Raw genomic sequence first — 25,464 nt, 5'->3', positions numbered from 1 at the left:
CGTCGTTCACAGCGCCTGGCCGTCGACGTAGAACCAGCGTCCGGCACGCTTACGGAAGGTCGAGCGCTCGCGCATCTGGTCCGCCACGACCCGGCCCCTGAGGTCAGAGGTCAGGAAGCTCGCCGTGAAGGTCACGACGGCCTCCTCGCCGTCGACTGCCTGGCTCCCACCGCCAACGGTCTCCTCGACCTCCAGCCCGGTCCACCGCGTACCAGGGTGGCAGTAGGGGCCCTCTGGCCTGGTGCGCGGCCACCAGGTCCGGAAGAGGTGGTCCTCGTCGCCCAGGGCGAAGGCGGTGTAGCGCGATCGCATGAGCGCCTCGGCACTGGGTGCGCTCTCGCCGTCGAGCAGGGCCTGACAGCACTGCCCGAATGCCCGGCCGCTGCCGCAGGGGCAGGGCTCTGCCGCCCCGGCCCCGGCGCGCAGCACACGCTCAGGACTCACGCCTGGTCCCCTGCCCAGTAGGCTCGGATCGCCTGAGCCATCCAGGGGCCGTCCTCGACGCCGCACATCTCACGCAGGGAGTGCATGGACAGCAGTGGCTGACCGATGTCGACCGTGGTCACACCCAGACGCGCGGCCGTGATCGGGCCGATCGTCGTGCCGCAGGCCACGGCGTTGTTGGACACGAAGCTCTGCGAGGGCACACCGGCTGCCTGGCACGCCCGCTCCCACACCGCGACGCCGACCGCGTCGGTGGCGTAACGCTGTCGGGCGTTGATCTTGGTCAGGGGCCCGCGGTTGAGCAGGGGCTGGACCACAGGGTCGTGCAGCTGGGCGTACTCGGGGTGGACCGAGTGCCCGGCGTCCGCGCTCACGCACACCGAGCGGGCCAGAAGCGCCTGGCGCGCGTCACCGTTGAAGCCCATGGCACCGGCTAGTCGGTCCAGCACCTGCTCCAGGAAGGGACCTGCCGCGCCCGAGCGGGACTGTGAGCCCACCTCCTCGTGGTCGTTGGCCACGAAGACGATGGCGTCACGCGCACCTGCCGCGTCCCAGGAGGCCCCGTCCCCGGCGGCCAGCGCCTCCAGGGCCACCAGGCCCGCGCTGACCGAGGAGAGGTTGTCCAGGCGCGAGGAGGCGAGGAACTCCCCGTGCCTGCCGAAGCGGGCGGGAGCCTCGGTGGGGAAGGTGAGGACGTCGTGGAAGGCGAGATCGGCCGGGTCGATACCGGCCAGCTCGCACAGGTACTCCTCGACGGCGCCACGCTCGCCGCGAGAGGCGGCGTCGTCGTGGCGGGTGGCCGAGCTCGTGCGCCCGGCAGCCTCACAGGCAGCGCCTGCGGGCGCCCCCTCGGCGTCGTCCAGGAGCGTCCACAGCGGCAGGAGGTTGGCCTGAGGGTCGAGGTGGAGGGACTCGTTGACCCCGCGGTCCAGGTGCGGGGCCACCTGCGCCACCCGTGCGACCGGTCCGGTGCGCACGAGGCGGACCTCGCCGTCGCGAGTGACCAGCCGACCGGCCAGGCCCAGCTCACGGTCGAGGAAGGAGCTGAGCAGCGGACCGCCGTAGACCTCGGCGTTGACGAGCTGGAAGCCGTGGCTCGTGGCGGCCGCGGCGGGCTTGAGCTTGAGGGCAGGAGAGTCGGTGTGTGCCCCCAGGATCCTCAGGCCGGTGTGCTGGCTAGGTGAGTCGGGCAGCATCCAGGCGATGACCGCGCCGTCGCGCAGGACGTAGCCGCGCGCCGGGACCTCGCTCCAGGTACGTCTCTCGTCCACCTGGCTGAAGCCGACGGCGTCCAGACGCGCTGCGACGGCGGCGACGGCGTGGTAGGAGGTCGGGGAGGAGACGACGAGGTCCGTGAGCGAGATCGTGTAGGCGTCGACGTCGTGCAGGGTCTGGCTGTAGGTACGCGCTGACATGTCCTCAAGTGTGTCACCGATGCCCCGGCAGACGGTGGCACCGGGCTCAGGGCATGATCGGGCTGTGAGCGAGCCCGTCGTTCCACCCGTTCCCGCCCCTCCTGCCAGCACCACCAGCGTGCGCGCGGTCCTGCTCGACGCCGACGGCGCCCTGCAGCTCGTCACGACACCCTGGCGCCAGGCCCTGACCGAGGGAGGCGGGCGGCAGCTCAGTGAGGCGCTGGCGCGGGAGGAGACCGACGCGCTCCAGGACCAGGAGGCCGCACCCACCGTGCCAGTCGCCTCAGTCTCCGCTCCTCCTCAAGGAGGAGCCCGAACACCGCGACGTCTCATCCCTGAGGCCTTGTGGGACCCTCGACGGAGGAGACAGACTCGTCCCTGAAAGACAGCACAATTGGCCGGCAGGAGGCGCGGTGACGCAGCAGACCGCTCAGGCGAGCGTGCCAGCGCCCTCTTCCCGGCAGCGGCTGGCAGAGCGGCTCAACGACCCTTCTCGCCGCGCTCCCCGGGTCTTCCTCCGCGTCATCAGCCGGATCCACCGGCTGCTGCCCTCCTTCGTCCGCCGGGTGGTCCCGGTGACTTTCGTGGGTTACGCCCTCATCAACGGCTCAGCCTTCGTCCTGGACGTGTCCATCCTGTGGGGGCTCTACGAGCACCTGCACCTGTTCTACCCGCTGGCCGTCACGATCGGCTACGCGGTGGCCGGGGCCTACTCGCTGCTGCTCAACCGGTGGCTGAACTTCCAGGTCCGCGGGCACCTGGCGACGCAGGGATCGCGCTACCTGGTGGGGCTGGTCAGCCAGTACGTCATCTTCATCCTCGGGCTGTCCAGCCTGCTGCACTGGCTAGGGGTCAACGCCGAGCTCGCTCGCTTCGTCTCAGCCTGCTGCGAGGGGCTCTATCTCTACACCCTCATGCGTCTGTGGGTCTTCCGCGGCACGCCCGAGCCGGTGGAGGAGGCCGAGGAGACCCCGGCCGACGTCAAGGTCGTCGCCTGAACCGAGGCCGGCGCCCCTCCGACGACGTCGCACGCCGGCCCCCTGCGTCTCACCACCAGGCGCGGGTCGTCTCCGTCGGCCCGTCCAGCTCAGTGAAGCCGGCGTCGACGACGCTCACCGAGCCATGAGCAGCCTCCCACTCCTGTGGCGAGGGAAAGACGACTCGTACGCGGTACCCGTCCTGCGCCCAGGCCTGACGAAGGTCCGTCGGCATCTGCGGGCTCTGCCAGGCCAGCTGCGCCGCGTGGGCGACCTGGGCACACAGCTTGCCGCTGGTCATCTGCTCCAGGGGCGTGACCCCGACGGTGACGCGCGCCCCCTCGGAGCAGGACCCCGCGCCCAGCTCGATCAGGTCCTCAACGCGCTGGTGCTGATCGCGCCGCGCCGTCGCAGTCACCGCAGCAGGCAGCGGCGGCAGCTCGTCGCCGTGGGGAAAGTGCGTGCCCTCGACCTGGGTCCTGGCCAGCGCCGTCGGCAGAGGACGCACCGGCGCCGGGACGAAGGCCCGCGCCAGGGCCTGCCCCCAGCCGCGGGGTCCGTCCTGGCTGACCGTCACGCCCGGCAGCTCCTGGACCTCGTCCCACCGCGCCCCACGAGCGCGTCGCACGAGCTTGCGGATCCGCCCGTCGCGCCAGTAGCCCACTGCCTCGTGCCACGCTCCTGCCGGCGCGGCCTCGGGCGAGGCGAGGAGGGCGACGACGGCTCGGGCCGTGGCCTCGGCGACGTCGACGCGCCGCGGCGGGTGGACCTTGTCGTAACGCACGGCGATCTGCATGCCCCACGGTACGGCCGCCTCAACAGGCTGCGCACCAGGCGTCAGGGGCGAGGAGGGAGCACGGTCAGGAGCAGAAACAGGCACAGCGAGACGGTACCGCGCTGAGCCTTGCAGCCGGCTCACGTGACAGGCCGCTAGCGTGGCGCCATGACCGATGGACCCTTCCAGCCGCCGTCTCCCGCCCCTGGCCCCGAGGCTGGCCCACCAGCTGGCCGCGGCCCCGGCCCCGGAGGTGCAGCCGGCCCTGCGACCTCCTCTGCCCGGCCGACCAGCTACCAGCCACCTGTCCACCAGGCCGCAGGCGTTCCACAGCCGCCTCAGCCGCCGTCGTTGCTCAACGGAGCGACCGTCCACGGGCTAGGCGGGGTACCAGGGCTGCGCCACCCGGCGGAGATGCCGCTGGTCTGGCTCAGCGCAGCGGTCACGGTTCTCGGGTACCTGCTGTGGCTCGTCACGCTCGTGTGGCTGGCTCTGACCGGGAGCGCCGTCGAGGAGGGAACCGCAGGTGAGCTCACGACCGACCTGCACAACCTGCTCACCGACGGCGGCGTCGTCTCCCAGGTACTCATGCTCCTACCCGTGATGCCGATCGCGATCTGGGTGATGCGAGCCGTGCTGTACGCCCAGCTGCGTGGCCAGGGCGTGCAGATGAGCCCGTCCCAGTTCCCCGAGGGCTACCGGATGGTGGTGGAGGCCGCCGCGGCCTTCGGTATGCGGCGCGTGCCCGACGCCTACGTGGTGCTGGGCAACGGCCAGGTCAACGCCTTTGCCGCCGGCCACGGGTTCCGTCGCTTCGTGGTGGTCTACTCCGACCTGTTCGAGGTCGGCGGGGCCGCGCGTGACCCTGAGGCCCTACGCTTCGTCATCTCCCACGAGGTCGGGCACCTGGCCGCCGGGCACGTGGGGTACGTCCGTCTCCTGCTCACTCAGCTGGCGGCCCAGGTCCCGGTGCTCGGGCCGGCGCTCTCGCGCGCCCAGGAGTACACCGCAGACAACCACGGCTACGCCCTGGCCGCACGCGGCGTACCCGGGGTCATGGGGCTGCTGGCCGCCGGCAAGTACCTGGGCTCCCAGGTCAACCTCCACGCCCTGGCCGACCGTGCCACGCGCGAGAAGGGTTTCTGGCTCCACCTGAGCGTCTGGTTGGCGTCCCACCCGGTGACGACCTGGCGCGCGCACGCCCTACGTGACCGGCGCCGTCCCGGCCGGATCATGTTCCGCCCCCAGGAGACCACCGCGTGGTTCCCGCCGGTCCAGCCAGCAGGGTCCCTGTCTTCGCAGACGTGGCCGACCCCCGCGCAGGTCCTGGCGGTGCTGGACACCACTGAGCCCCAGGGCAGCGACGAGGAGCAGTTCGGACGCTACCCGGGCGTGCGCTACGAGGTCCCGCGCGACGCGCTGCGCCTGGCCGACCCGAGGCCACGCCCCAGGAACGCCCCGCAGCACCCGTCACCGGCCCAGTAGCCTCGGCCCCGCTTCACGTCTCTGGCCCGCCTCCTCTCTCGCGCCCTCGGTGTCCACGCAGAGGCGGGCTGGAGCCTGCCGTCAGCTCCTCGAACGTCGACGTGTTTCTCAAGGATCGTGACTGCGGCACCTGCTCGGGCGACGAGGAGGCTGAGCACCGTCCCGACGGGCCCGCCCTCCCACGACTGCGCACCTGGCCCGTTCCTGAGATGCTGCGGGGCACGTGCTGTCGCGGTCGCGGGGACCCGTTCGGTCAGTGTGCGCGAGGTCAGACAGCGAGGGCAGGCAGCTCGGCGCGGGTGCACTCAGCCTTGTACGAGCGGTAGTAACCGGTAAGGATGAGGATCACGCCGAGGACTGTCCAGCTGATGAGGATCCACCACTGCACGCTGGCATCAGCTTCTGGGAAGTAGCTCACCGTCCGGATCAGCGAGCTTGAGGCACCAGGGACAAGGAGCTGTCCGATGACTCCCCATGGTTCGGGCAGGAACTGCCAGGGTGTCGCAGCCGCTGACAGCGGATTGCCAAGGAGGATCGTGAGGACAACGGCGATACCAGTTCCCGACCGACCGAGCAGTGACGTGCATCCAACGATGAGTGCTGCGGTCGCGGTGACCGACAAGCAGATCGCAAGCGCGTTGAGCCAGAAGTCACCCGGAATGTACTCGAACCAGGACTGGAGGACGAGCGTCAGGACAAGCCCGCCGCCCGCGCCGAACCCGATCAGGGCAAGAAGACGGCGGATCTCACCAGACACACCCAGCGCGATGAGGACACCACCGAGCACGCCTCCGATGGTGAGCGGGAAGGATGCCGCAGCGAGCCCGGTACCGGTCGGGTCACTGTCAGACAGCGGCACGACCGGTGTGACGTCGACGACCGCTGTCGCCGGGTCGCCGCCTGCCGTGGTAGCAGCCTGGGCAAGCTGCGCCTGGAGCTGTGCAGCAACCTGTCCGAGCATCTGCGTAGCCACGGCGCTGCCCGCGGGGGCGGTGAGTACCTCGGGAGCCGTGCCGGGACCTTCAGCGAGAACGATCGCACCATAAGTTTCACGCTGCTCGATCTGAGAAACCGCATCGTCCCGGTCATCCGCTTCAACGAAGCTGAAGGTGCTGGGCGCCTTCTCGGCAAGAGCGTGCTCCAGCGTGGACACCGCCTCAGAGGGGCCGCTGATGCTGATGGGCAGATGCTGCGGTGTGCTCGTCTTGGCCGGCCACAGGAAGGCGAGCACGACGGTACCGACGACGATGGAACCGAGGACTCCAATCAGGATGGCGCGCGACCAACCGGTGCGGGGCGCAACAGTGGGTGTGGACATGACGGTGCAGCTCCTGGCTCAGGTGATTGCGATGACACGGAGAGTCGAAGGACTCGCGGTCGAGAGGTCAGCGTCGCCGCACAGGCTCCCTTGCGAGACGTCCGAAGGCCTCATGTCCTCAAGCATAGAATTCATCGACCGATGAATTCAAGGCCGGTCTAGGTCTTCGCGCGAGACCCAGGAGAAGCAGTGCCGGACCACACGAGCAGCGAGAGAGGTCGACGACCGGATACCAGCCCCACCGGGCAGGCAGTCCTCGACGCCACCTCTCTTCCATACACACCCAGACATGACTCACCTCACCGAAGGTCACCTCGACCTCAGACGCCAGGTGACGCCCAAGCGGCCACTTCCACGCCGTGGGACAATCACAGCCCCTCTGCCCCGACCAGGACCACCCATGCCACCTGCCGCCCGCCCCCATCACCTCAGCTCTCAGGACTCGGCCGTCGCCCGCCGCATCCAGGCCCGTGTCGGCCACAACTACCTGGACTTTGACGAGCCGCCCGCCCCCGACGCCCACGTCCTGGTCCGCGCCGTCGGCGACCGACGCGTCAGGGCCTGGGACGTCTCCCAGCTCGACGGCGAGGGCGGCCCGGTCTTCATCCTCCTGCACGGCCTGGGCGCAGGGGCCCTGCTCTTCCGGGAGGTCATCGAGAGCCTGCGCCACCACGGGCGCGTCCTCGTCGTCGACCTCCCTGGCTTCTCGCACCTGCCGCGCCCACGCAGGCCCATGTCGATGGAGGAGTTCGCCTCCAGCGTCGAGACCCTGGTGGACAACATCAACCTGTCCCAGGAGCTCGATGTCGACAACCCCGTCCTCATCGGCCACTCCATGGGGACGCAGGTGGCCCTGGAGCTGGCTCGCCGCGCGCCCGACCTCGCCGGTCGCCTGGTCCTCGTCGCCCCGGTCATGGGGCCGGGCACCCAGCACCTGCGCGGCGCCGCGAACGCCTTCCTGCGCTCCTGCTTGCGTGAGAGCCTCGGGCCCGGGCTCGTCTCGGTCTCAGGCTTCCTCCACGCTGGTCTCATCTGGCCCGCGCGGACGCTGCCCTCCCTCCTGCGCTACCCCTTTGCCGAGCGCCTGGCCGGTATCGGCGGGAGACTGGAGATCGTGCGCGGCACCTACGACCGGCTCTGCCCGCAGTCCTGGGCCGAGGAGCTGCTGGAGGCGAGCGGCGCCGTCGGGTCGGTCCGTGTCGCCGACGGCGCCTCGCACCAGGTCGTCATCAACCACGCCCAGGTCGTGGTCGAGGCCGCGCTGGCAGCCGCAGACCGGCTCACCTAGCCCGCCTGTCCGTCCTGCGCGGGCCAGGGGTTCGCCAGGCAGCGGTCCAGGCCACCGCTCTGCTGCATCATCGTCGGCGCCTTGACCCCGGCGCCCGGGCAGCGCAGGTGCCCACGGCCCAGCCAGTGTCCTACCTCGTGGTTGACGAGGTAGGCCCGGTAGGTCTCGGCGTCGGGGAACCAGGGGACGAGATAGCTCCAGCGGTCGGCGTTGATGTTGACCGTGGCTCCCTGCCGGCAGCTCCACCGGCCCTCGGTATCCAGTGGGGCGCACCGCTGATCTGTCGTACCGGGGGTGGCGATACTGAGGACGAAGTCCGCCTGGGTCGGGTCCTGGACCTGCTCGAAGCTGACGTCGTCCGTACCTGCCCAGCCGCGGTCGTCGTTGAGGACGGCGTTGACGAAGGGGGCGATCTCGTCAGCGCTGAGACCGGTACCACCCTCAACCTGCAGCAGGTAGCGGTGGGTGCCCGAGCGAGGTGACGCAGGTGGCGCGATCGGTCCTGCGACGTTCCACGTCCCGTCGCCAGTGGTGTCCGAGCGGGCGATCCCCAGCTCGTCCGTCCGTGCGACTGGGGGGACATCGAGCTGCTGGGGCTGCGGGTCAGCGGCCTGGGGATCGTCCCTCGCAGGGCTGGCGACCTCCCGGGCAGCAGGAGAGGGGAACGTGGTTGCCGCGCTCGGCGCCGTGCTCTGCGCCGTCCCAACTCCGAGGGCTGCCTGAGCCTCGTAGAGAGCCAGCACCGGGCGCAGGAGCACGAGCGCACCGGCCAGCACCCCGATGAGCAGGAGGACGCTGAGCCTGACGGCTCCGCCCCGCCCTAGCGGGTGCAACCGCCATCGCACCAGGTCACGCGAGCCGGCTCGCGCACGGGTGGGCGCACCGGACCGGTGCGAGGGACCAGGCCGACGATGCACCCCCACCGGACGCGCTGTCGGACCGACAGCGCGTCGCGCTCGGGGCGGGCGGGTCCTGGCAGTGCCGCGATGAGACGACGGGGGACGCGAGGAAGGAGCCACGCCGCCCCTCACAGACCTGCGGCGTCGAAGGCCGCCCGCGCCAGGTCCCTGCCGATCTCGATGACCCGGTCCGCCTCCTGGAAGTCAGTGACCCGGCAGGTCTCGATCGGCACCGAGATCATGACGTCAGGGCGGCTCATCGCCGAGCGTCCCAGCTCGATCTGCCCCTGCATGATGTCCAGGGTGGTCGAGAGCATGTCCGCCAGGGTGACCGACGGCGTCGCCGGCTTGTTCTCGCTGGCGGCCCGTCCCGGGATCAGCTGGCGCAGGCTCTCGGGAAGGCGGTCGATCCAGCGCTCGGACTCCGTGGCGGCCGCCTCACGGTCTGGCGAGCTGCGGTCCAGACCCAGGCGCCGACCGAACAGAGAGACTCCCACGATGAGGTCAGCGTCCTCACTGAGCGAGGGCTCGATCGGCAGAGGGTTGAGTACTCCGCCGTCAACCAGCAGTCGCCCGTCCAGACGGACCGGGGTGAAGACGGTCGGGATGGAGATCGAGGCGCGGATGGCGGGCACGAGCAGACCCTCGTGGAACCAGACCTCGCGCCGGCGCTCGATGTCAGTGGCTACTGCGGTGTAGGGGATCGGTAGGTCCTCGATGCGCTGGTCCCCGACCAGGTCCTCCAGCAGGCCCACGATCTTGGTCGCTCGCAGCAGCCCGGGCTGGGTCAGGGTGAGGTCAGCGAAGCGCAGGACCTCCGTACGGGACATGCCACGAACGACGTCGGTCAAGCGCTCCATGGCACCAGCGGCGTACAGGCCACCGACGAGCGCCCCCATCGACGCGCCCGAGACGGCCACGATCTCGTGCCCGCGCGCCGTCAGCTCCTCGATGACGCCGATGTGGGCGTAACCACGAGCCCCGCCGGAGCCCAGGACGAGTGCGATCTTCATGGCCCTCCCTTCCCCGCCAGTATCACCCGGCGGAGACGGCAAGGCCAGGCCTGCGCGTCACATGCGGACGTCGTCCTTCTCCGCGGCCCGCCCTCAGCTCACAGGTAGTGGGCGCGCAGGTCCTCGGCGTTACGGGCGGACAGGTCCGAGAGGGTGAGGTCGAAGACTGTGCGCGCACCCCGCTCCCCGCGCCGGGACATGGCGACGACGGCGCGCGCGACCGCCACCAGCACGCTTCCGGTGAACTCGGGGTTCGAGCCCAGGGCGAGGTCGAAGCCGACCGTGGCCGCCACCCCGTCGGAGGTCTCACCTCGGCGGATCACCTGGCCCCCGTGCGGGATTCCCGCGTACCGGGTCGCCAGCTCCTCGGCGGTCACGAAGGTGACGGTGGTGTCGTAGTCGGCGAAGTAGTTGGGCATCGCCTTGATCTCGGCCTCGATGCGCGAGCGGTCCGCACCGGGCTCGGCCACCACGTAGCAGTCGCGGGTGTGCATGGATCGGGTGGTCACCTCGACCGGCTCACCCGCCTTGACCGCTTCAACCGTGGCTGGGACCGGGAGGGTGTACTGCTTGGCGTCCGCCACGCCGTCGATGCGGCGCAGGGCGTCCGAGTGTCCCTGCGAGACGCCGGGTCCCCAGAAGGTGGTGGAGGCGCCGTCGGGCAGCACGGCCTCGCCCAGGACCCGCAGCACGGAGAACAGTCCCGGGTCCCAGCCGGCCGAGATGACGGCGAGGTGACCGGCCTGGCGGGCGGCAGCATCGACGGTGGCGAAGTGCTCGGGAATGCGGGCGTGGGTGTCGAAGGAGTCAACGACGTCAAAGAAGGTGGCGGCGGCCGGGGTCTGCTCGGCCAGGTCCGTGGCGGAGCCGCCGCAGTTAAGACACACGTCGACCTTGTCCACCCAGTCAGGCATGTCCTCCAGCCGGGCAACCGGGGCGCCGGCGGTGGTCACCGTGGCGGGGTCGCGACGGGTGAAGACGACGACGAGCTCCATGTCCTCGTTCTTGGCGACGGCGCGCTCAGCTCCTCGGCCGAGGTTGCCGTACCCGTTGATGGCGACGCGGATCATGTCTTCTCCTGGTGTCTGGGAGCCGGTACAGCGCCCACTCTAGGTAAGTCCGGTGTTGCCGGCAGGTGACAGTCCAGAACGTGGCGAGCAGCGCCGTCGTCGCAGATTCCTCCCCGGGCTCTGTCCCCGCCTCGCCGCTGTCCCAGCCCCACATTGCCGTCGCTTTCGCCCCGGAACAGTCGCTTCCTATGCGGACCGCAATGGAACCGACTGTTCCGGGGCGAAAGCGATGCCGGAGCGGCGGTCACACGTTGAACCGGAACTCGACCACGTCCCCGTCCTGCATCACGTAGTCCTTGCCCTCCATGCGCATCTTGCCGTGGGCGCGGGCCTGCGCGATCGAGCCCAGCTCCATGAGCTCGTCGAAGGAGATGATCTCGGCCTTGATGAAGCCGCGCTCGAAGTCGGTGTGGATGACGCCGGCAGCCTGCGGGGCCGTCCACCCCTTGCGGATCGTCCAGGCCCGCGACTCCTTCTCACCAGCGGTGAGGTAGGTCTGCAGCCCCAGCGTGTCGAAGCCGACACGCGCCAGCTTGTCCAGACCGGACTCCTCCTGGCCGTTGTCGTGCAGCATCTCCGCCGCCTCGTCGGGCTCAAGCTCCACCAGCTCGGCCTCAAACTGGGCGTCGAGGAAGATGGCCTCAGCCGGAGCTACCAGCTCGCGCAGCTGGGCCTGCTTGGCCTCGTCGTGCATGCCCTCGTCATCCATGTTGAACACGTAGATGAAGGGCTTGGTGGTCATGAGCTGGAAGGAGCGCAGCACCTCGGCGTCCAGACCCGCCTTCTCAGCCGCGGCGGACAGCAGCGTGCCCTCCTCCAGGATCTTCAGCGCCGCCTGCGCCGTGTCCAGGACGGAGGCGTCGGTCTTCTTCCCGCGCACCTCCTTCTCCAGGCGCGGGATCGCCTTCTCCAGGGTCTGGATGTCAGCGAGCACCAGCTCAGTAGCGATGGTCTCGATGTCGCTGGCCGGTTCTATCTTGCCGTCCACGTGGACGACGTCCGGGTCGTCGAAGGCGCGGGTCACCATGCAGATGGCGTCGGCCTCACGGATGTTGGCCAGGAACTGGTTGCCCAGTCCCTCACCCTCGCTCGCGCCGCGCACGATGCCGGCGATGTCCACGAAGGACACCGTCGCGGGCACGGTCTTGACCGAGTGGAACACCTCGGCCAGGCGGTCCAGGCGCTCGTCCGGCAACGGGACGATGCCCACGTTCGGCTCGATGGTAGCGAAGGGGTAGTTCGCCGCGAGGACGGTCGCCCGCGTCAGGGCGTTGAACAGGGTGGACTTGCCGACGTTCGGCAGCCCGACGATTCCGATGGTAAGAGCCACGGGGCAGAGTCTAGGTCAGGCGCGACCGTGCCCGCCCCATGACGACGACGGCGCACGCCAGCCCCGCCCCAGGCCTCCGCCGAGCTTGCCCTGGCAGGCTCAGCGGCTTCAACCGGACAGCGCGCCACCGCCCAGCACCACGCCCAGGCCTCGGCTGATCTCCAGTGCATGGCATATGTCCGACGTCGCATCGCCCCAGGTGGAGTAGAACTCGCCCGTGTGATTGCCCAGCAGGCCGACCGCGATCGCCGACAGCATGCAGGCCAGCGCTACCAGTACCGTCCGTATCACCGCACCTGTCATGAGGCCCAGGGCGCTGCGGAACGGTGCGAGCCTGTTGGCCGGCACGCGCTGCGTCGTCGTTCCTCCATCACGCGACGGGTGGCCGTGTCCGGTCCACCGCCTGGAAGGACGACGCACGGCGATCACTGAGACGGCCAATGCCGCCGCCCATGCCAGCACGACGGTCCACACGGCGTCCACCGGGACAATCGTGTCCGCCAGTCGCGCCAGTCCTCCCCGGCTGGAATCCGGGGCCCCTGGCGCAGCCGGCCCCGGCGCCACGGTGGAAGAGTCTGCCTGTGCGTCGCCCATGGTCTGCCCCCACCAGGCCAGCGCTCGTGGGAGGTAGGAGGACCACAGCGTCCAGGAGTGGCCACCTGTGGAAGGCGTCACGGTCTCGACCGAGTCGCTCCGGGGCACGGTCTCCCTCAGGGCGCGCGCGGCCTCCACGGCGTCGTGGTCATCCTCCGCTCCCAGCACCCACAGGTTCAGGGGCTGGTGGTGGTGCTGGGAGACGAGTGTGGACAAGGTGTTGGCCAGGCGCAGCTCGGTGGAGGTGCTCATACCCCCGACCACAGGAACGTCGTAACCACTCATCACCATGGCGGAGCCGAAGACGTCGGAGCGCATGATCGCTGTCCATCCGGCGCAGTACCCGCCCGAGGACAGTCCAGCGATCGCCCACTGGGTACGCTCCTTGCTGACATTGGGGAAACTGGCACGCACTACTGCGGGGACGTCGTCCTGGATCCAGGTGCCGACCTTAGCGTGGCCAACGATGTCAGCGCAGTCGGGGTTGGACTGCTGCTGCGCGTCGGCGTTGAGGTCTGGAATGACGAACAGGGACGGGGGAAGCGCACCCGAGTCGATCGCTTCCTGCATCGCCTGGCCGGCCTTGAGAGTACTGACCGTCCCCCAGGAACTGCCTGGGACGCCGTGGAGAAAGAACACGACGGGGTAGGAACGCTGATCCGAGGCGGAGTAGCCACGAGGGGTCCACACCCACACGTCCTGGGTGACACCGCTGCGGGCCCCGGTGACAGACGCCTTGGAGAAACCGCCTTCCTGCGGGACGAAGTCCGCAGGAAGGCGGGCAGAGTCATCCTGGGAGGACGGGCCACCGACGGGCGCGAGCCGTACCCCACCCTGGGCATCCTCAGAGGAGGCGAGCGCCTCAAGGTCTCCAACGGTCTGTACGAATCCCAGGGAGGCGTTGACCTTCAGGCCCACGGCCCCCAGCACCAGGACCTGACTCAGTAGGAGCGAGACCACGGTGGCGGCCAGGAGGAGACGTGGGGCACGGCGTCGCCCAGGCCGCACGCGCGCAGCAGCGAGGAGCCCTGTCAGGACGACGGCGCTAACGGCCACCAGGAGCACCGTGCGCACAAGGGACGGGGAGACCAGTGAGACATGTGTCAGGGCTCCGGGTGCCAACGTATGAGGCGTTCCGCTCAGCATCGCGATCAGTATCTCCCGCACGACCGGGACTGTAGACCTCGCCGCCACCCCGGGCACCATCCCTGCCAGGAGGCCCCAGGTTTTCCCCGACTCTTCCCAGGAGGAGACAAGGCCTCCCTACGACGACGCGGTCACGCTCCCATCACAGGGCAGGCTCTAAGGCACCCAGGTTCCCGCTCCCATGCCGATCTGGTCAGGGCTATCGCGCCCTGTCCTCTCCCCCTTCCACGGAAGGGACAGAATTTGTGTCGGTGGGTCGTGGCACGGTGGAGCCATGAGCTCTTCCGTTTCCACCATCCTGCTGCTGGTCATCGGTCTCCTGGCGGGCAGCGTCCTCGGTTACGCCCTGGCCGTGGCCCGCCACGCCTCGGCTCGCACCTCCGGCCGCGACGGCGCCGCCCGTGCCCAGGCGGAGGCCGCTCAGTGGCGTGCTCGCGCCGAGGAGCTGTCTGCGCGGGCCCAGCTGGCTGAGGAGCGAGCGGACCGGGACGGATCGGTCCTGCGTGCGCTGGCACCGGTGCGCAGCCAGCTGGAGCAGGTCGGCACACGGGTGGAGCAGATGGAGCGCCAGCGTGCTGGGCAGCACGCCTCGCTGGCGGAGCAGCTGCGTGCTCGTGCCGAGGCTGAGCGTGAGCTCCTACGGACGACGACCTCCCTCGCCTCCGCCCTGCGCTCGCGTTCCAGCCGCGGGATGTGGGGCGAGGTTGAGCTGGCCCGCGTCCTGGAGATCAGCGGGATGATGCCGCACGTCGACTTCAGCGAACAGCGCTCGGTCGGGTCGGTCCTCGCCTCCCGCACCAGTGCCAGATCCTCCTCCGAGACGACGGCGTCGCGTCCTGACGTCGTCATCCACCTTCCCGGTGGTGGCTACCTGGCTCTTGACTCCAAGGCGCCGATGGATGCCTATCTGCGCGCCTGCGGCGTGGACGGTGAGCCGGCCAGCGCTGAGACAGAGCGTCAAGCGCTCATGAAGGAGCACGCCAAGGCGCTGCGTTCCCACGTGGACCAGCTTGCGGCGCGTAGGTACGACCGCGCCCTGGGTTCCTCACCCGAGCTCGTGGTCCTCTTTGTCCCCGCTGAACCTGTACTGGCCGCGGCCCTAGAGGCGGACCCTCTGCTCCTGGACCACGCCCTGGGGCAGGGGGTCGCCCTGACCTCTCCCGCGTCCTTGCTCTCTCTGCTGCGCGTGTGCGCAACGGCCTGGGCTCGTACGGCTGTCACCGAGGACGCCCGTGAGCTTCTTGAGCTTGGGCGCACCTTGTACGAGCGCCTTGGGACGGTTGCCGGTCACCTCGACGCCCTGGGCAGCTCCCTGACCCGTAGCGTCAACGCCTACAACCGCTCCGTGGCCTCGATGGAGTCTCGTCTGCTTGTGACCGCCCGGTCCTTTGAGACCCTGGCCGCCTCTGTGCCGTCACCGCGAAGCATCGCCCCCGATGACGCACAGGTGCGTTCCTTCGCGACGCCAGAGCTCACCACTGAGCCAGGGACACGGGCACGAGATGAGAACGACGGTTGACGGTCAGGTCCCGCCACCTCGGTCACGTGCCCCTGAAGTCTGCGGGCGCTACACGGTGGGCACAGGCTTCAGCAGGTGTGGTCGGCCGCGGGCTCACGGCGCCCGTGTCGCTCAGGGGCCTGACCGGCTGCCGCCTTGAGATCCGCACGCAGGTTCTTGGGCAGGGAGAAAGCGATCTTCTCCGTGGCCGTGCGCACCTGCTCGACGTCGTCAAACCCGAGATCTCCCAGGCGCGAGACGACGTCGCGCACCAGGATCTCCGGCACGCTCGCCCCACTGGTCAGGCCCACGGCCTGCGCGTGCTCCAGCCAGGCGGGGTCGATCTCGCTGGCGTCGTCCACCCGGTAGGCCGCCGGGGCACCGGCCTCCAGCGCGACCTCCTTGAGGCGCACCGAGTTGGAGGAGTTGCCAGAGCCCACCACGATCATGACGTCAACCTGCGGCGCGATCGTCTTGACCGCGACCTGACGGTTCTGAGTGGCGTAGCAGATGTCGTCGCTCGGCGGGTCGATCATGTGCGGGAAGCGCTCACGCAGGAGGCGGACGGTCTCCATCGTCTCGTCCACGCTGAGCGTGGTCTGGCTGATCCACACCACCTTCTGGGGGTCGCGGACCTCTACCTGGTCCACCTCGTGAGGGCCGTTGACCACCTGGATGTGCTCCGGGGCCTCCCCCTGGGTGCCCTCGACCTCCTCGTGGCCGGTGTGGCCGACGAGAATGATGTCGTAGTCGTCCTGAGCGAAACGCACCGCCTGCTTGTGCACCTTGGTCACCAGAGGGCAGGTGGCGTCAATGGTCTGCAGGTGACGTGCCTGGGCCTGGGCGTGCACCGCCGGGGAGACCCCGTGGGCCGAGAAGACCACGCGCGCGCCCTCGGGCACCTCATCCGTCTCCGAGACGAAGACCGCTCCCCGCTTGGACAGCGCCTCGACCACGTACTTGTTGTGCACGATCTCCTTGCGCACGTAGATCGGTGTGCCGTAGTGCGCCAGAGCCTGCTCGACGGCGTCCACAGCACGGTCCACGCCAGCGCAGTAGCCACGCGGGGCGGCCAGCAGGATGCGCTTGCCCTCGCCGGAGGTCTGCGCCGGCTCAGTCATGGTCTGCGTCGGTGTCGTCACGTCCCCCACTGTGCCACAGCCAGGTCAAGGCTCCTAGAGATCACGTGGCACAGTGGTACACGTGACAGACCAGCCCTCCGCCCTCCAGCAGGCTCGGGCCGACGCCCAACGCGCCAACCCGGCCACGGCCCGCGTCCCTGCTCGCCTCGCACGTGAGACCACGGCAGACAACCCGTGGCCCCTGGCTCTGCTGTCGACCAAGATCGACAGCTACGTCGCCAAGATGACGCCGGTGTGGGTGGAGGCCCAGGTTGTTCAGCTCAACCGGCGTGCCGGCATGTCCTTCCTGACGCTGCGAGACCTGTCCGCCGAGATCTCACTGCGCGCCTCGATGTACCGCCGTGACCTTGTCGCCAGCGAGCAGGCGATGGGCACCGGGCTCAGCGACGGCATGCGGGTGGTGGTCCACGGCCGTCCGACCTTCTGGACCCGGTCCGGCTCCTTCCAGCTCCAGGTGGACCAGATCCGTCTCGTCGGCACCGGAGACCTGCTGGCACGCATCGAGCAGCTGCGGCACGTTCTGGCCGCCGAGGGGCTCTTCGCCCCGGAGCGCAAGCGTTCCCTCCCCTTCCTGCCCCGCGTGGTCGGACTGGTGTGCGGACGAGACGCGAAGGCTCGTGACGACGTCATCACCAACGCTCGCCTGCGCTGGCCGGGCCTGCCCTTCGAGGTGCGTGAGGTCGCTGTGCAAGGTGTCCACGCCGTCAGCCAGGTCGGCGCGGCGATCGCTGAGCTGGATGCCCGGCCTGAGGTCGACGTCATCGTCGTCGCCCGAGGCGGCGGGAGCGTCGAGGACCTCCTCCCCTTCAGCGACGAGGGTCTTGTCCGTGCCGCAGCGATGTGCCGTACCCCACTGGTCTCCGCCATCGGTCACGAGACCGATCGCCCCCTGCTCGACGACGTCGCTGACTTCCGTGCCTCCACCCCCACCGACGCCGCACGCCGTATCGTGCCGGACCTTGCTGAGGAGACTGTCGGCCTGGACCAGGCCCGCACCCGCATCCGCGCCGTGCTGGCTCGCAGGGTCAGCGAGGAGCAGACGCACCTGGACCGCGTGCGCGAGCGCCCGGTCATGACCGATCCCACCGTCATCGTCCGGGACAAGGAGACCGACCTGTCCCAGGGACGTGAGCGCCTACGGCGGGCACTCGCCACGGCGCTGGACCTGGCCGGCGCTGATCTTCGTGCCGAGACCGCCCGGCTGACTGCCCTGTCCCCCCAGGGGGTGCTCAACCGGGGCTACGCGATCCTGCGCAAGCCGGGCGTCGGCGTCGTCACCTCCAGCGAGGACCTGAGGAAGGGCGACCTCATTGAGGGCTTCCTGGCCCACGGACGCTTGGTGGCCCAGGTCGTCGGGACCACCAAGCCGGCGTCCGCCGCGCCGAAGGTCTGAGACCCGTCCGCCCCGCCCGTGCAAGAATCGAGCCCATGAGCCTGACTCCAGACAGCTTCCTCGCCACCGGTGACGCCAGTGCTGACGTCGCTTCCCTGTCCTACGAGCAGGCGCGCGAGGAGCTGGTCGGCGTCGTCCAGCGTCTTGAGGCGGGGCAGGTCCCCCTGGAGGACGCGCTGAGCCTGTGGGAGCGCGGCGAGGCACTCGCTGCACGCTGCCAGGCCTGGCTGGACGAGGCCCGTCGTCGTCTGGACGCCGTGGCTCAACGCGAGGACTCCCACTCCGGAGCCGACCACTAAAACCCCTCTCACCTCACCGAAGGGACGCCTCTGCCCATGACCACTCACGCCACTCCCGGCCCTAGCGGTACCGCACTCGTCATCGGCGAGGCCCTGGTCGACGTCGTCCTCAAGGAAGGAGCCGATCCCCAGGAGATTCCGGGCGGCTCGCCGGCCAACGTCGCTCTGGGCCTGGCACGGCTCGGCCGTGACACCGAGCTCGACTGCTGGATCGGCAAGGACCGGCGAGGGCTCGCCGTGCGGGCTCACCTGGAGTCATCCGGCGTGCGACTGACCCCCGGATCTGACGCGGCGGAACGGACCTCCACCGCCCAGGCCTCGATCGGGGCCGACGGCGCCGCCACCTACCTCTTCGACCTGGACTGGGACCCTCCCTTCCCGGAGCTGACCAGCGACCAGGCCCCGCTGCTCGTCCACACCGGCTCTATCGCAGCGATCCTCGCCCCCGGCACGGACACTGTCCGCCGCACGCTGGAGGCCTACCGCGCCACCTCCACCATCTGCTACGACCCCAACGCCCGGCCGCAGCTCATGGGAGAGCCGGAGCACGCTCGACGCACGGTTGAGGACCTGGTCGCTCTGGCGGACCTGGTCAAGTGCTCTGACGAGGACATCGCATGGCTCTACGGAGTGGACTCCCGCTCGGACGAGGCCCTGGAGAAGGTCCTACAGACCTGGCTGGAGCTGGGCGCGGCGCTCGTCGTCGTCACCCGTGGCAAGCGGGGAGCCCTCGCACTGTCTGCCTCGGGAGCCCGGATCGAGGTTCCTGCTGACCCCAGCGTCGTCGTGGCCGACACGGTGGGCGCCGGCGACTCCTTCATGGGTGGCCTGGAGGACGGGCTGTGGAGCGAAGGGCTCGTCGGAGCCGAGCAGCGCGAGGCACTGCGCGCTATCGACGCCGAGACCCTGGAGCGCGTGGTACGACACGCGGCTGCCATCGCGGACATCACGGTCTCGCGGGCCGGGGCCAACCCGCCCACTCGTGCCGAGCTCGCTGAGGCCTGACCGCCTTGGTATGAGTCCCGAACCAGGACGTCAGGAGGGCCCTGCCGGAAGTGTTCCGGCAGGGCCCTCCTGATAGAGGTCCGTGGTGCGCTCGTGGGCGCGAGCGTGCGCAGCCGGCCGACTCCCACGGGAGAAGCTAACGCCCCAGGCGGCGCTCGCGGCGCGAGTAGTCACGCAGTGCACGCAGGAAGTCGATACGCCGGAAGTCCGGCCAGTAGACCTCACAGAAGTAGTACTCCGAGTGCACCGACTGCCACAGCAGGAAGCCCGACAGACGCTGCTCGCCCGAGGTGCGGATGACGAGGTCCGGGTCAGGCTGGCCCTTGGTGTAAAGGTGCTCAGTGATGTCCTCCTCGGACAGGGTCCGAGCCACCTCCTCCAAGGTCGCTCCGGCCTCGGCCCGCTCCCGCAGGAGCTCGCGCACGGCGTCAGCGATCTCCTGACGCCCGCCGTAGCCGACGGCGATGTTGACCTGGACCCGCTCGTCACCAGCCTCCCGCTCACCACCCGCCACTCGTGTCGAGGCGACAGCCTCCTGCAGGCGCCCCACCAGCGGATCCGGCAGGAGGTCCACCGCGCCGACCAGACGCAGCCCCCAGCGCCCCGAGTCCGCCAGAGCCTCGACGGCGTGGGCGATGATGTCGAGCAGCGGCGAGAGCTCCGCCGGGTCGCGAGAGAGGTTGTCGGTAGACAGCAGCCACAGGGTCACGACACGCACACCGGCGTCCTCGGCCCAGCCCAGGAACTCCTCGATCTTGTCAGCGCCACGCTTGTGGCCCTGCGAGGTACCGAACCCCATCTGCTTGGCCCACCGGCGGTTACCGTCAAGGATGACGCCCACGTGCCTGGGCACCTGCTGCGGGTCAACCTGGGCAGCCAGGCGGCGCTCGTAGATCTCGTAGACGAGGTTGTCTCCAGCCACGACCCACCAGCCTTTCACGTCGGCCCGCGCTGTGGCGGGCGGCCCAGCAGCCTGGACCTGCCGCAACGGTAGCGCGTCCACCCGCCAGCCAGAGCCCGCCCGTAGCCGACACGCTCGCCTACCTACCGCCAACAGCCGGCAACGAGTAACCTACGGGAGCGTAACCTACGTATCCGTAGGTTCGCCGGAGGCCGCCCCGCCGTCGTCCTGCGGCAACAGACTCCGAGGAGGCCACGGTGCCCGACACGCCCCCCGCTCCACAGCCAGCGAGCACCGCGACCAGAGGTGGCATCAGCACCGTCAGCACGGTCAGGGACGCCGCCACCGCAGCGGTACGCCTGGTCAAGCCCCGTCTGCGCGGGTGGATCCACGCCTGCACGACCCCGTTGGCGCTGGCCGCCTGCATCGTGCTCACAGTCCTCGCCCCTGGCGCTGCACGCACCTGGGCCTGCGCCGCCTACCTGGTGTGCTCGTTGCTGCTGTTCGGCAGCTCGGGGATCTACCACCTGTCCAACGGTTACTGGCCGACCAGGGTCTCCACCGCTCTGCAACGGTTCGACCACGCCAACATCTTCCTCCTCATCGCCGGCACCTACACACCCCTGTCCGTGGCCCTGCTCAGCCCACGTACCGCGCTGGTCGTCCTCGGGATCGTGTGGGGAGGAGCGGCCGCCGGCATCCTCACCTCGCTGGCCTGGCCGACAGCGCCACGCTGGTTCGCCACGCTCCTCTACATCCTGCTGGGCTGGGTCGCCGTCTGGTTCCTGCCACAGCTCTGGGCCTCCGGCGGGCCGGCGATCGTATGGCTGGTGCTGGCCGGCGGCATCGCCTACACCATCGGCGGGGTCATCTACGCCCGCAAGAGGCCGGATCCCTTCCCTCGCTGGTTCGGCTTCCACGAGATCTTTCACGTGTGCACCGTGGTCGCCTGGATCTGCCACTGCGTGGCCTGCTACCTCGCGGTGCTGGGCTGAGATCGCACCGCTCCCCCGCCTCTACGCGCCTCTGGCGTGAGATCGGGTCGACACCGAGCGAGACCACACCGTACCCGCGATCCCACGCCTCCGCCCCACGAGCCCAGTCCGAGAGCCCGAGGCGACCTCAAGCAGCCTCAGGTCTCACAGGACCTTGACGTCGATGATCTCCGCCTTGATCTCCTTGCCGTTCGGAGCCTGGTAGGAGACAGTCTCCCCGGCCTTGTGCCCCATGAGCGCCCTGCCCAGCGGGGCGTCCGGCGAGAAGACCTTGACACCCTCGGGCACGTCCGCGGTGATCTCCTGTCCGCCAAGAGCAAACACCTGCTCCTTGGCACCGATCTTGGCAGTGACGATCGTGCCGGCAGAGACCGTGCCGTCATCGGCGACCTCGCCGATCTCCGCCTTCTCCAGCAGCTCGGTGAGCTGCACGATTCGCGCCTCGTTGAGCGCCGCCTCCTCACGCGCGGCGTGGTAGCCGGCGTTCTCGCGCAGGTCACCCTCCTGGCGGGCAGCCTCAACACGCTGGGCGATCTCCTTACGGTCCACCTCCTGGCGCCGAGCCAGCTCAGCGGTGAGCCGGTCGTAGGCGTCCTTGGTGAGCCAGGTGCCCTGGCTGGTGGCCTCCGTGTCCTGGGCCATGACCCCTCCTTGAAGTCGACGATGAGATGGAACTCCTCACTGTAGCCCACCGTCCCGCATGACGACGGCGTCGCCGCGCAGGCTCACCGTGCAGGGAGCCGGTCCGTCGAGCAGACCATGAGGTAGTCCGTCTGCGCGTCAGAGCCCACCTCGAAGACGTGCTCACCGAAGCGGGTGAACCCCATGCGCTCGTAGAAGGCCAGGGCAGCAGTATTGCGCTCCCACACTCCCAGCCAGATCGAGGCGGCTGAGTGCGCTCGGGCCTCGTCCAACGCCACCCTCATCAACCTGGCTCCCAGCCCTCGGCGCTTGTAGGGCAGGCGGACGTAGATCCGCTGCACCTCCAGGGACGGCTGCGGGATGCGGCCCTCCACCGGCTCGGTCTGCGCCTTGCCGACGTTGGTCTTGAGGTAGGCGGCCACCTGCCCGTCCACGGTGGCCAGCCAGTAGGCGCTCTCCGGGTCCGCAAGCTCGGCGGCAAGGACCTGCGGGCTGTAGGACTCGGCGAGGAAGGCCTCCATGTCCTCCGGCGTGTTGTCTGCGGCAAAGGTGTCCCTGAAGGTCTCGGCGCAGACCTGTGCCAGCACGGCTGCGTCCTGGACCGTGCAGCGCCGCACCTGGACCTCTGACTCGCGTCCCGTCTCCATACCTGCCCTCCTCGCTCGTCACCCGTCCGTGCGAGCCCGTTGCCATGATCCACGGGCTAAGCCGCCACTGTAGAGCCTCACGCCGCGACATATGTCCCGTCCGGTCCACCTCCCGCACTGACGCCGTCGGCGCCTCGCGACGCCTGCCGCGCTCGCACCACCCGGCTCCGCCGTCGTCGGATCCTGGTCTTCCTCACACTCCCAGCCATGCGCCCGACCGGTAGCGTGGCTCTCATGACGAGCCAGCCCGCACGCAACACCCTGATCCCTGGCCGCGAGGAGACGCTGCTCCCCGAGCCCGGCGAGCACGTCGTCCTCGGCACGCCCCTGTCCGGCCCGTGGCCGGAGGGCACAGAGGTCATCTACCTGGCAGGCGGATGCTTCTGGGGCGTGGAGCGCTTCCTGTGGCGCCAGCCCGGCGTCCTCGCCACAGCGGTGGGCTACATGGGCGGCACCACCCCGAACGCGACCTACCGCGAGGTCTGCACGGGCGAGACCGGCCACGCCGAGACGGTGCGCGTCGCCTACGACCCGGCCGTCGTCGGCGAGGGCGCGCAGGTGCTGCTGCGCACCTTCTGGGAGAACCACGACTCCACCCGTCTCAACCGCCACGGCAACGACATCGGTACCCAGTACCGCTCCGCGGTATGGACCACGACCCCACAGCAGGCCGCAGCCGCCCACGAGATCCGCGACCTCTTCCAGGGCGAGCTCACCCGGCTCGGGATGGGGCAGTGCGTCACCACGATCGACGACGCCGTCTCGCTCTATCGCGACTTCGGCGGTCCCTTCTACCTGGCTGAGGAGTACCACCAGGGCTACCTGGAGAAGAACCCGGACGGCTACTGCAACCACGGCCCCAACGGCGTGACCTGCCCGGTCGGTATCGCCAGCATGCCGGCTCAGACGGACATCCTCGCACCCGACGCCCTGGAGGCCTGAGCCAGGCCCGGGCTCCACCGGCACGGCAGGACGACCGGGGCCACCTCCTCCAGGCTCCGCCCAGCGCGCTCAGACAGGCTCTGGCTGAGGGCGTCAGTCATGTCTCGCGGTTGTGCTGCCACGCGGACACAACGGCCCGGCACGACCTGGCGTGAGGCACCCACGCGCGCCGTTGTGCCAGGATCGTGCTATGAGTGAGTACGGACCTACCTCTGGAGGAAGCGGGCATCGCGGTCGGGGTGATCGCGGGTACCGAGGTGGTCCTGGCGGGCGCCGCAGCAGCCGCGACAACCTGCGCGGCGAGGGCCGTGACCGCCGCGGCTCCCGCTCCGGGGAGTCACGCCGTCGTTATGACGACGAGCCGCGCGACGGCGTGCTGGCAGACCTGGTCGGACACCTCCACGCCCTGGACAACCGGTCCTACGCCGCGTACAAGGCGATCGTCGGTCGCTACACCGTGCCGGAGGGGTGGACCCTGTACGTCGACCGGGTCCAGCCTGACCCCTACGCGCCACCGACCCAGATCCGCGTCCTGGCACCTGCCGACCTGCCGAGCCTCGCCCTGCTGACCGCGCACGACCTCCTGGCCACCGCTGACCGCCGGCTGGCCCTGGCCGACTTCCTCACTCGTGAGCTCCACGCCGGCTTCAAGGGCACCAGCCTGTCCATCGCCGCGCCCGGCCAGGAGATCCTCCAGCGCACCAGCGTCATCCTGGCGATGAGCCAGGACGACGAGAACCGTCCGAGCCGGAGCACCCAGGACGATGCGACGCAGCAGGCCGCCGGGGCCAGCGCATGGACCATCGAGATCCGTGCACGGGTCGCGCTGCCGGCTCGCGGCCGCTCCATCCAGGGCCACGAGGCCTCCCGTATCTTTGGCCGAGACCTGACCCGTGAGGTAGACGCTGCGCTGGACCTCACCGGGCAGCGAGCCGAGCGGCTGCTGGCTCACGTGGCTGCCCTGGAGGACCACCGGGCCCTGACCGAGGCGGTCATGACCAACGGCTGGGTGTCCTTCCTGGCCGACGGCTCGCTGCTCCCCCGCCGCTCCGGAGTTAGTGATGAACCCATGCGTTCCGGCGGCCTGCCTTTGACCGCCCCTGACTCCTTGGCCGTGACAGTGACGCTCCCGCACGCGGGCACGGTGCGAGGTACCGCGGTCGGCGCCGGCGTCACGCTCGTCGTGGGCGGGGGCTACCACGGAAAGTCGACCCTGCTGTCAGCGATCGAGCGGGGCGTCTACCCGCACGTGCCCGGCGACGGCCGCGAGCTCGTGGCTACCGTGCCCGACGCCGTCAAGGTCCGGGCCGCGGACGGGCGGGCCGTCACCGGCGTGGACCTCACGCCCTTTATCTCCCACTTGCCTGGGGAGCGTGACACCTCCAGCTTCACCACGAAGAACGCCTCGGGCTCGACCTCCCAGGCAGCCTCACTCATTGAGGCGGTTGAGGCTGGCGCCAGCGCCCTGCTGCTGGACGAGGACACCTCGGCGACAAACCTGCTCATCCGTGATCGCCGCATGCGGGCCCTCGTGGCCGACGAGCGCGAGCCCATCACCCCGCTGGTCGATCGCGTCAGCGCCCTGGCCGAGCAGCGAGGCGTCTCCACGGTCCTGGTCATGGGCGGCAGCGGTGACTACCTCGACGTCGCCGACCGAGTCCTGCTGCTGGACTCCTACCAGCTGCGCGACGCCACCGAGGCCGCCGCCCGCGTCGTCGCCTCCCAGCCGCGTGAGACGACGGCGCTGGCAGACTTCGCCGAGCCTGCTGCCCGGGTTCCGCTGCCGGCTCCTGAGCGCTCACGCCGTGGGCCGGTGCGCACGCGCTCGCGCGGCACCGACGTCCTGACGCTCGACCGCGAGGACATCGACGTCTCCGACGTCGCTGGCATCATCGACCCAGGCCAGGCGGAGGCGATCGCCTTCGCCCTGCGCGCCCTGCTGGAGCAACGCTTTGACGGCAGTTCCTGCCTGGCCCAGTGCCTGGAGGATCTGGAGGCGCTGCTGGATGACGAGGGTCTTGACGCCATCGCTGCTCCTGGGCACCGGCCAGCCTTCTTCGCCCGGCCACGCATGGTGGACGTTGCTGCTGCCGTCAACCGCTACCGGTCCCTGGAGCTGGTCTGACCCGTCCCAGCCTGGCCTCCACCTGGCCTGCCCGGCACCTGGCCTGCCCGGCACCGACCACCAACGCCCCCGCCGACCACCAACACCCTGACGGACCGCGTATGCCTTGGCTGACCACCAT

24 protein-coding genes are annotated in these 25,464 nt (G+C 69.8%); 11 read left to right on the top strand and 13 right to left on the bottom strand.

Annotation, left to right across the window (positions count from 1 at the left end; genetic code table 11):
- Window positions 1-6: 6 nt before the first annotated feature.
- Both HRL51_RS01360 and HRL51_RS01355 read right to left on the bottom strand, forming a co-directional pair.
- The gene (locus tag HRL51_RS01360; RefSeq protein ID WP_172119891.1) at window positions 7-444 is read right to left on the bottom strand and encodes a YchJ family protein; all 438 of its coding nucleotides are present in this window, start codon (window positions 442-444) and stop codon (window positions 7-9) included.
- Window positions 441-1,859, bottom strand: coding sequence for a M18 family aminopeptidase (locus HRL51_RS01355; RefSeq protein WP_172192129.1), 1,419 nt, complete (start codon window positions 1,857-1,859; stop codon window positions 441-443). The genes HRL51_RS01360 and HRL51_RS01355 overlap by 4 nt, the downstream gene beginning before the upstream one ends.
- Window positions 1,860-1,923: 64 nt before the next feature.
- Between HRL51_RS01355 and HRL51_RS11920 the strand changes: the two genes are divergently transcribed.
- Window positions 1,924-2,241 (top strand): hypothetical protein, encoded by a 318-nt coding sequence (locus HRL51_RS11920; protein WP_172192127.1) that lies wholly within the window; start codon window positions 1,924-1,926, stop codon window positions 2,239-2,241.
- Between the two features lie 31 nt (window positions 2,242-2,272).
- Entirely contained in the window at window positions 2,273-2,857 is a 585-nt protein-coding gene (locus tag HRL51_RS01345; protein ID WP_172119894.1) for a GtrA family protein, read from the top strand.
- 49 nt (window positions 2,858-2,906) lie between these two features.
- Here HRL51_RS01345 and HRL51_RS01340 read toward each other — a convergent pair whose 3' ends face one another.
- Window positions 2,907-3,632, bottom strand: coding sequence for an aminoacyl-tRNA hydrolase (locus HRL51_RS01340; protein WP_172192444.1), 726 nt, complete (start codon window positions 3,630-3,632; stop codon window positions 2,907-2,909).
- A gap of 330 nt (window positions 3,633-3,962) precedes the next feature.
- On the opposite strand from HRL51_RS01340, the gene HRL51_RS01335 reads away from it, so the two are divergent.
- Window positions 3,963-5,096 (top strand): M48 family metallopeptidase, encoded by a 1,134-nt coding sequence (locus tag HRL51_RS01335; RefSeq protein ID WP_244960254.1) that lies wholly within the window; start codon window positions 3,963-3,965, stop codon window positions 5,094-5,096.
- Window positions 5,097-5,364: 268 nt separating this feature from the next.
- On the opposite strand, the gene HRL51_RS01330 is transcribed toward HRL51_RS01335, so the two are convergent.
- The gene (locus tag HRL51_RS01330) at window positions 5,365-6,414 is read right to left on the bottom strand and encodes a hypothetical protein (protein WP_172192125.1); all 1,050 of its coding nucleotides are present in this window, start codon (window positions 6,412-6,414) and stop codon (window positions 5,365-5,367) included.
- A 400-nt stretch (window positions 6,415-6,814) separates the two neighbouring features.
- Here HRL51_RS01330 and HRL51_RS01325 point away from each other — a divergent pair, with 400 nt between their 5' ends.
- Window positions 6,815-7,702, top strand: a complete 888-nt coding sequence (locus HRL51_RS01325; protein WP_172119896.1) for an alpha/beta fold hydrolase — start codon at window positions 6,815-6,817, stop codon at window positions 7,700-7,702.
- Here the strand turns inward: HRL51_RS01325 and HRL51_RS01320 are convergent.
- The 5 genes from HRL51_RS01320 to HRL51_RS01300 form a co-directional block, all read right to left on the bottom strand.
- Window positions 7,699-8,547 carry a DUF3152 domain-containing protein gene (locus HRL51_RS01320; RefSeq protein WP_172119897.1) on the bottom strand — a complete coding sequence of 283 codons (849 nt, stop codon included), beginning with the start codon at window positions 8,545-8,547 and terminating at the stop codon, window positions 7,699-7,701. The two genes, HRL51_RS01325 and HRL51_RS01320, sit on opposite strands and share 4 nt — an antisense overlap.
- A gap of 182 nt (window positions 8,548-8,729) precedes the next feature.
- Complete coding sequence (locus HRL51_RS01315; protein ID WP_172119898.1) at window positions 8,730-9,614, bottom strand: patatin-like phospholipase family protein; 885 nt, start codon at window positions 9,612-9,614, stop codon at window positions 8,730-8,732.
- A gap of 98 nt (window positions 9,615-9,712) precedes the next feature.
- Entirely contained in the window at window positions 9,713-10,684 is a 972-nt protein-coding gene (locus HRL51_RS01310) for a diaminopimelate dehydrogenase (protein WP_172192123.1), read from the bottom strand.
- 244 nt (window positions 10,685-10,928) lie between these two features.
- Window positions 10,929-12,014 carry a redox-regulated ATPase YchF gene (gene ychF / locus HRL51_RS01305; protein WP_172192121.1) on the bottom strand — a complete coding sequence of 362 codons (1,086 nt, stop codon included), beginning with the start codon at window positions 12,012-12,014 and terminating at the stop codon, window positions 10,929-10,931.
- Between the two features lie 108 nt (window positions 12,015-12,122).
- A complete protein-coding gene (locus HRL51_RS01300; RefSeq protein ID WP_172192119.1) occupies window positions 12,123-13,754 on the bottom strand; it encodes an alpha/beta hydrolase in 1,632 nt (543 codons plus the stop codon).
- Between the two features lie 274 nt (window positions 13,755-14,028).
- Here HRL51_RS01300 and HRL51_RS01295 point away from each other — a divergent pair, with 274 nt between their 5' ends.
- On the top strand, window positions 14,029-15,273 hold the full coding sequence (locus HRL51_RS01295; protein WP_172192117.1) for a DNA recombination protein RmuC: 1,245 nt from the start codon (window positions 14,029-14,031) through the stop codon (window positions 15,271-15,273).
- A 68-nt stretch (window positions 15,274-15,341) separates the two neighbouring features.
- Here the strand turns inward: HRL51_RS01295 and HRL51_RS01290 are convergent, their stop codons facing one another.
- The gene (locus HRL51_RS01290) at window positions 15,342-16,373 is read right to left on the bottom strand and encodes a 4-hydroxy-3-methylbut-2-enyl diphosphate reductase (protein ID WP_172192440.1); all 1,032 of its coding nucleotides are present in this window, start codon (window positions 16,371-16,373) and stop codon (window positions 15,342-15,344) included.
- Window positions 16,374-16,455: 82 nt separating this feature from the next.
- Between HRL51_RS01290 and xseA the strand changes: the two genes are divergently transcribed.
- From xseA to HRL51_RS01275, 3 genes are read left to right on the top strand one after another with little or no spacing between them, the layout of a single operon-like run.
- Entirely contained in the window at window positions 16,456-17,787 is a 1,332-nt protein-coding gene (gene xseA / locus HRL51_RS01285; protein ID WP_172192115.1) for an exodeoxyribonuclease VII large subunit, read from the top strand.
- A gap of 35 nt (window positions 17,788-17,822) precedes the next feature.
- Window positions 17,823-18,086 carry an exodeoxyribonuclease VII small subunit gene (locus HRL51_RS01280; protein ID WP_172192113.1) on the top strand — a complete coding sequence of 88 codons (264 nt, stop codon included), beginning with the start codon at window positions 17,823-17,825 and terminating at the stop codon, window positions 18,084-18,086.
- A 36-nt stretch (window positions 18,087-18,122) separates the two neighbouring features.
- A complete protein-coding gene (locus HRL51_RS01275; RefSeq protein ID WP_172192111.1) occupies window positions 18,123-19,091 on the top strand; it encodes a carbohydrate kinase family protein in 969 nt (322 codons plus the stop codon).
- Between the two features lie 136 nt (window positions 19,092-19,227).
- On the opposite strand, the gene HRL51_RS01270 is transcribed toward HRL51_RS01275, so the two are convergent.
- A complete protein-coding gene (locus tag HRL51_RS01270; RefSeq protein ID WP_172119906.1) occupies window positions 19,228-20,013 on the bottom strand; it encodes an isoprenyl transferase in 786 nt (261 codons plus the stop codon).
- A gap of 290 nt (window positions 20,014-20,303) precedes the next feature.
- Here HRL51_RS01270 and trhA point away from each other — a divergent pair, with 290 nt between their 5' ends.
- On the top strand, window positions 20,304-20,987 hold the full coding sequence (gene trhA / locus HRL51_RS01265) for a PAQR family membrane homeostasis protein TrhA (RefSeq protein ID WP_244960252.1): 684 nt from the start codon (window positions 20,304-20,306) through the stop codon (window positions 20,985-20,987).
- A 144-nt stretch (window positions 20,988-21,131) separates the two neighbouring features.
- Here the strand turns inward: trhA and HRL51_RS01260 are convergent, their stop codons facing one another.
- A complete protein-coding gene (locus tag HRL51_RS01260) occupies window positions 21,132-21,629 on the bottom strand; it encodes a GreA/GreB family elongation factor (RefSeq protein ID WP_172119908.1) in 498 nt (165 codons plus the stop codon).
- A gap of 83 nt (window positions 21,630-21,712) precedes the next feature.
- Window positions 21,713-22,276, bottom strand: coding sequence for a GNAT family N-acetyltransferase (locus HRL51_RS01255; RefSeq protein ID WP_172119909.1), 564 nt, complete (start codon window positions 22,274-22,276; stop codon window positions 21,713-21,715).
- Between the two features lie 234 nt (window positions 22,277-22,510).
- On the opposite strand from HRL51_RS01255, the gene msrA reads away from it, so the two are divergent.
- Together msrA and HRL51_RS01245 are read left to right on the top strand one after the other, a co-directional pair.
- Window positions 22,511-23,218, top strand: a complete 708-nt coding sequence (msrA, locus tag HRL51_RS01250; RefSeq protein ID WP_172119957.1) for a peptide-methionine (S)-S-oxide reductase MsrA — start codon at window positions 22,511-22,513, stop codon at window positions 23,216-23,218.
- 190 nt (window positions 23,219-23,408) lie between these two features.
- Entirely contained in the window at window positions 23,409-25,343 is a 1,935-nt protein-coding gene (locus HRL51_RS01245; protein ID WP_172192107.1) for an ABC-ATPase domain-containing protein, read from the top strand.
- Window positions 25,344-25,464 lie beyond the last annotated feature (121 nt).

Source organism: Actinomyces faecalis (genome assembly GCF_013184985.2).
GTDB classification, from domain to species: domain Bacteria; phylum Actinomycetota; class Actinomycetes; order Actinomycetales; family Actinomycetaceae; genus Actinomyces; species Actinomyces faecalis.
Note: the sequence above shows the minus strand (reverse complement) of the source record. Positions and strands in the feature narration are given on the sequence as shown.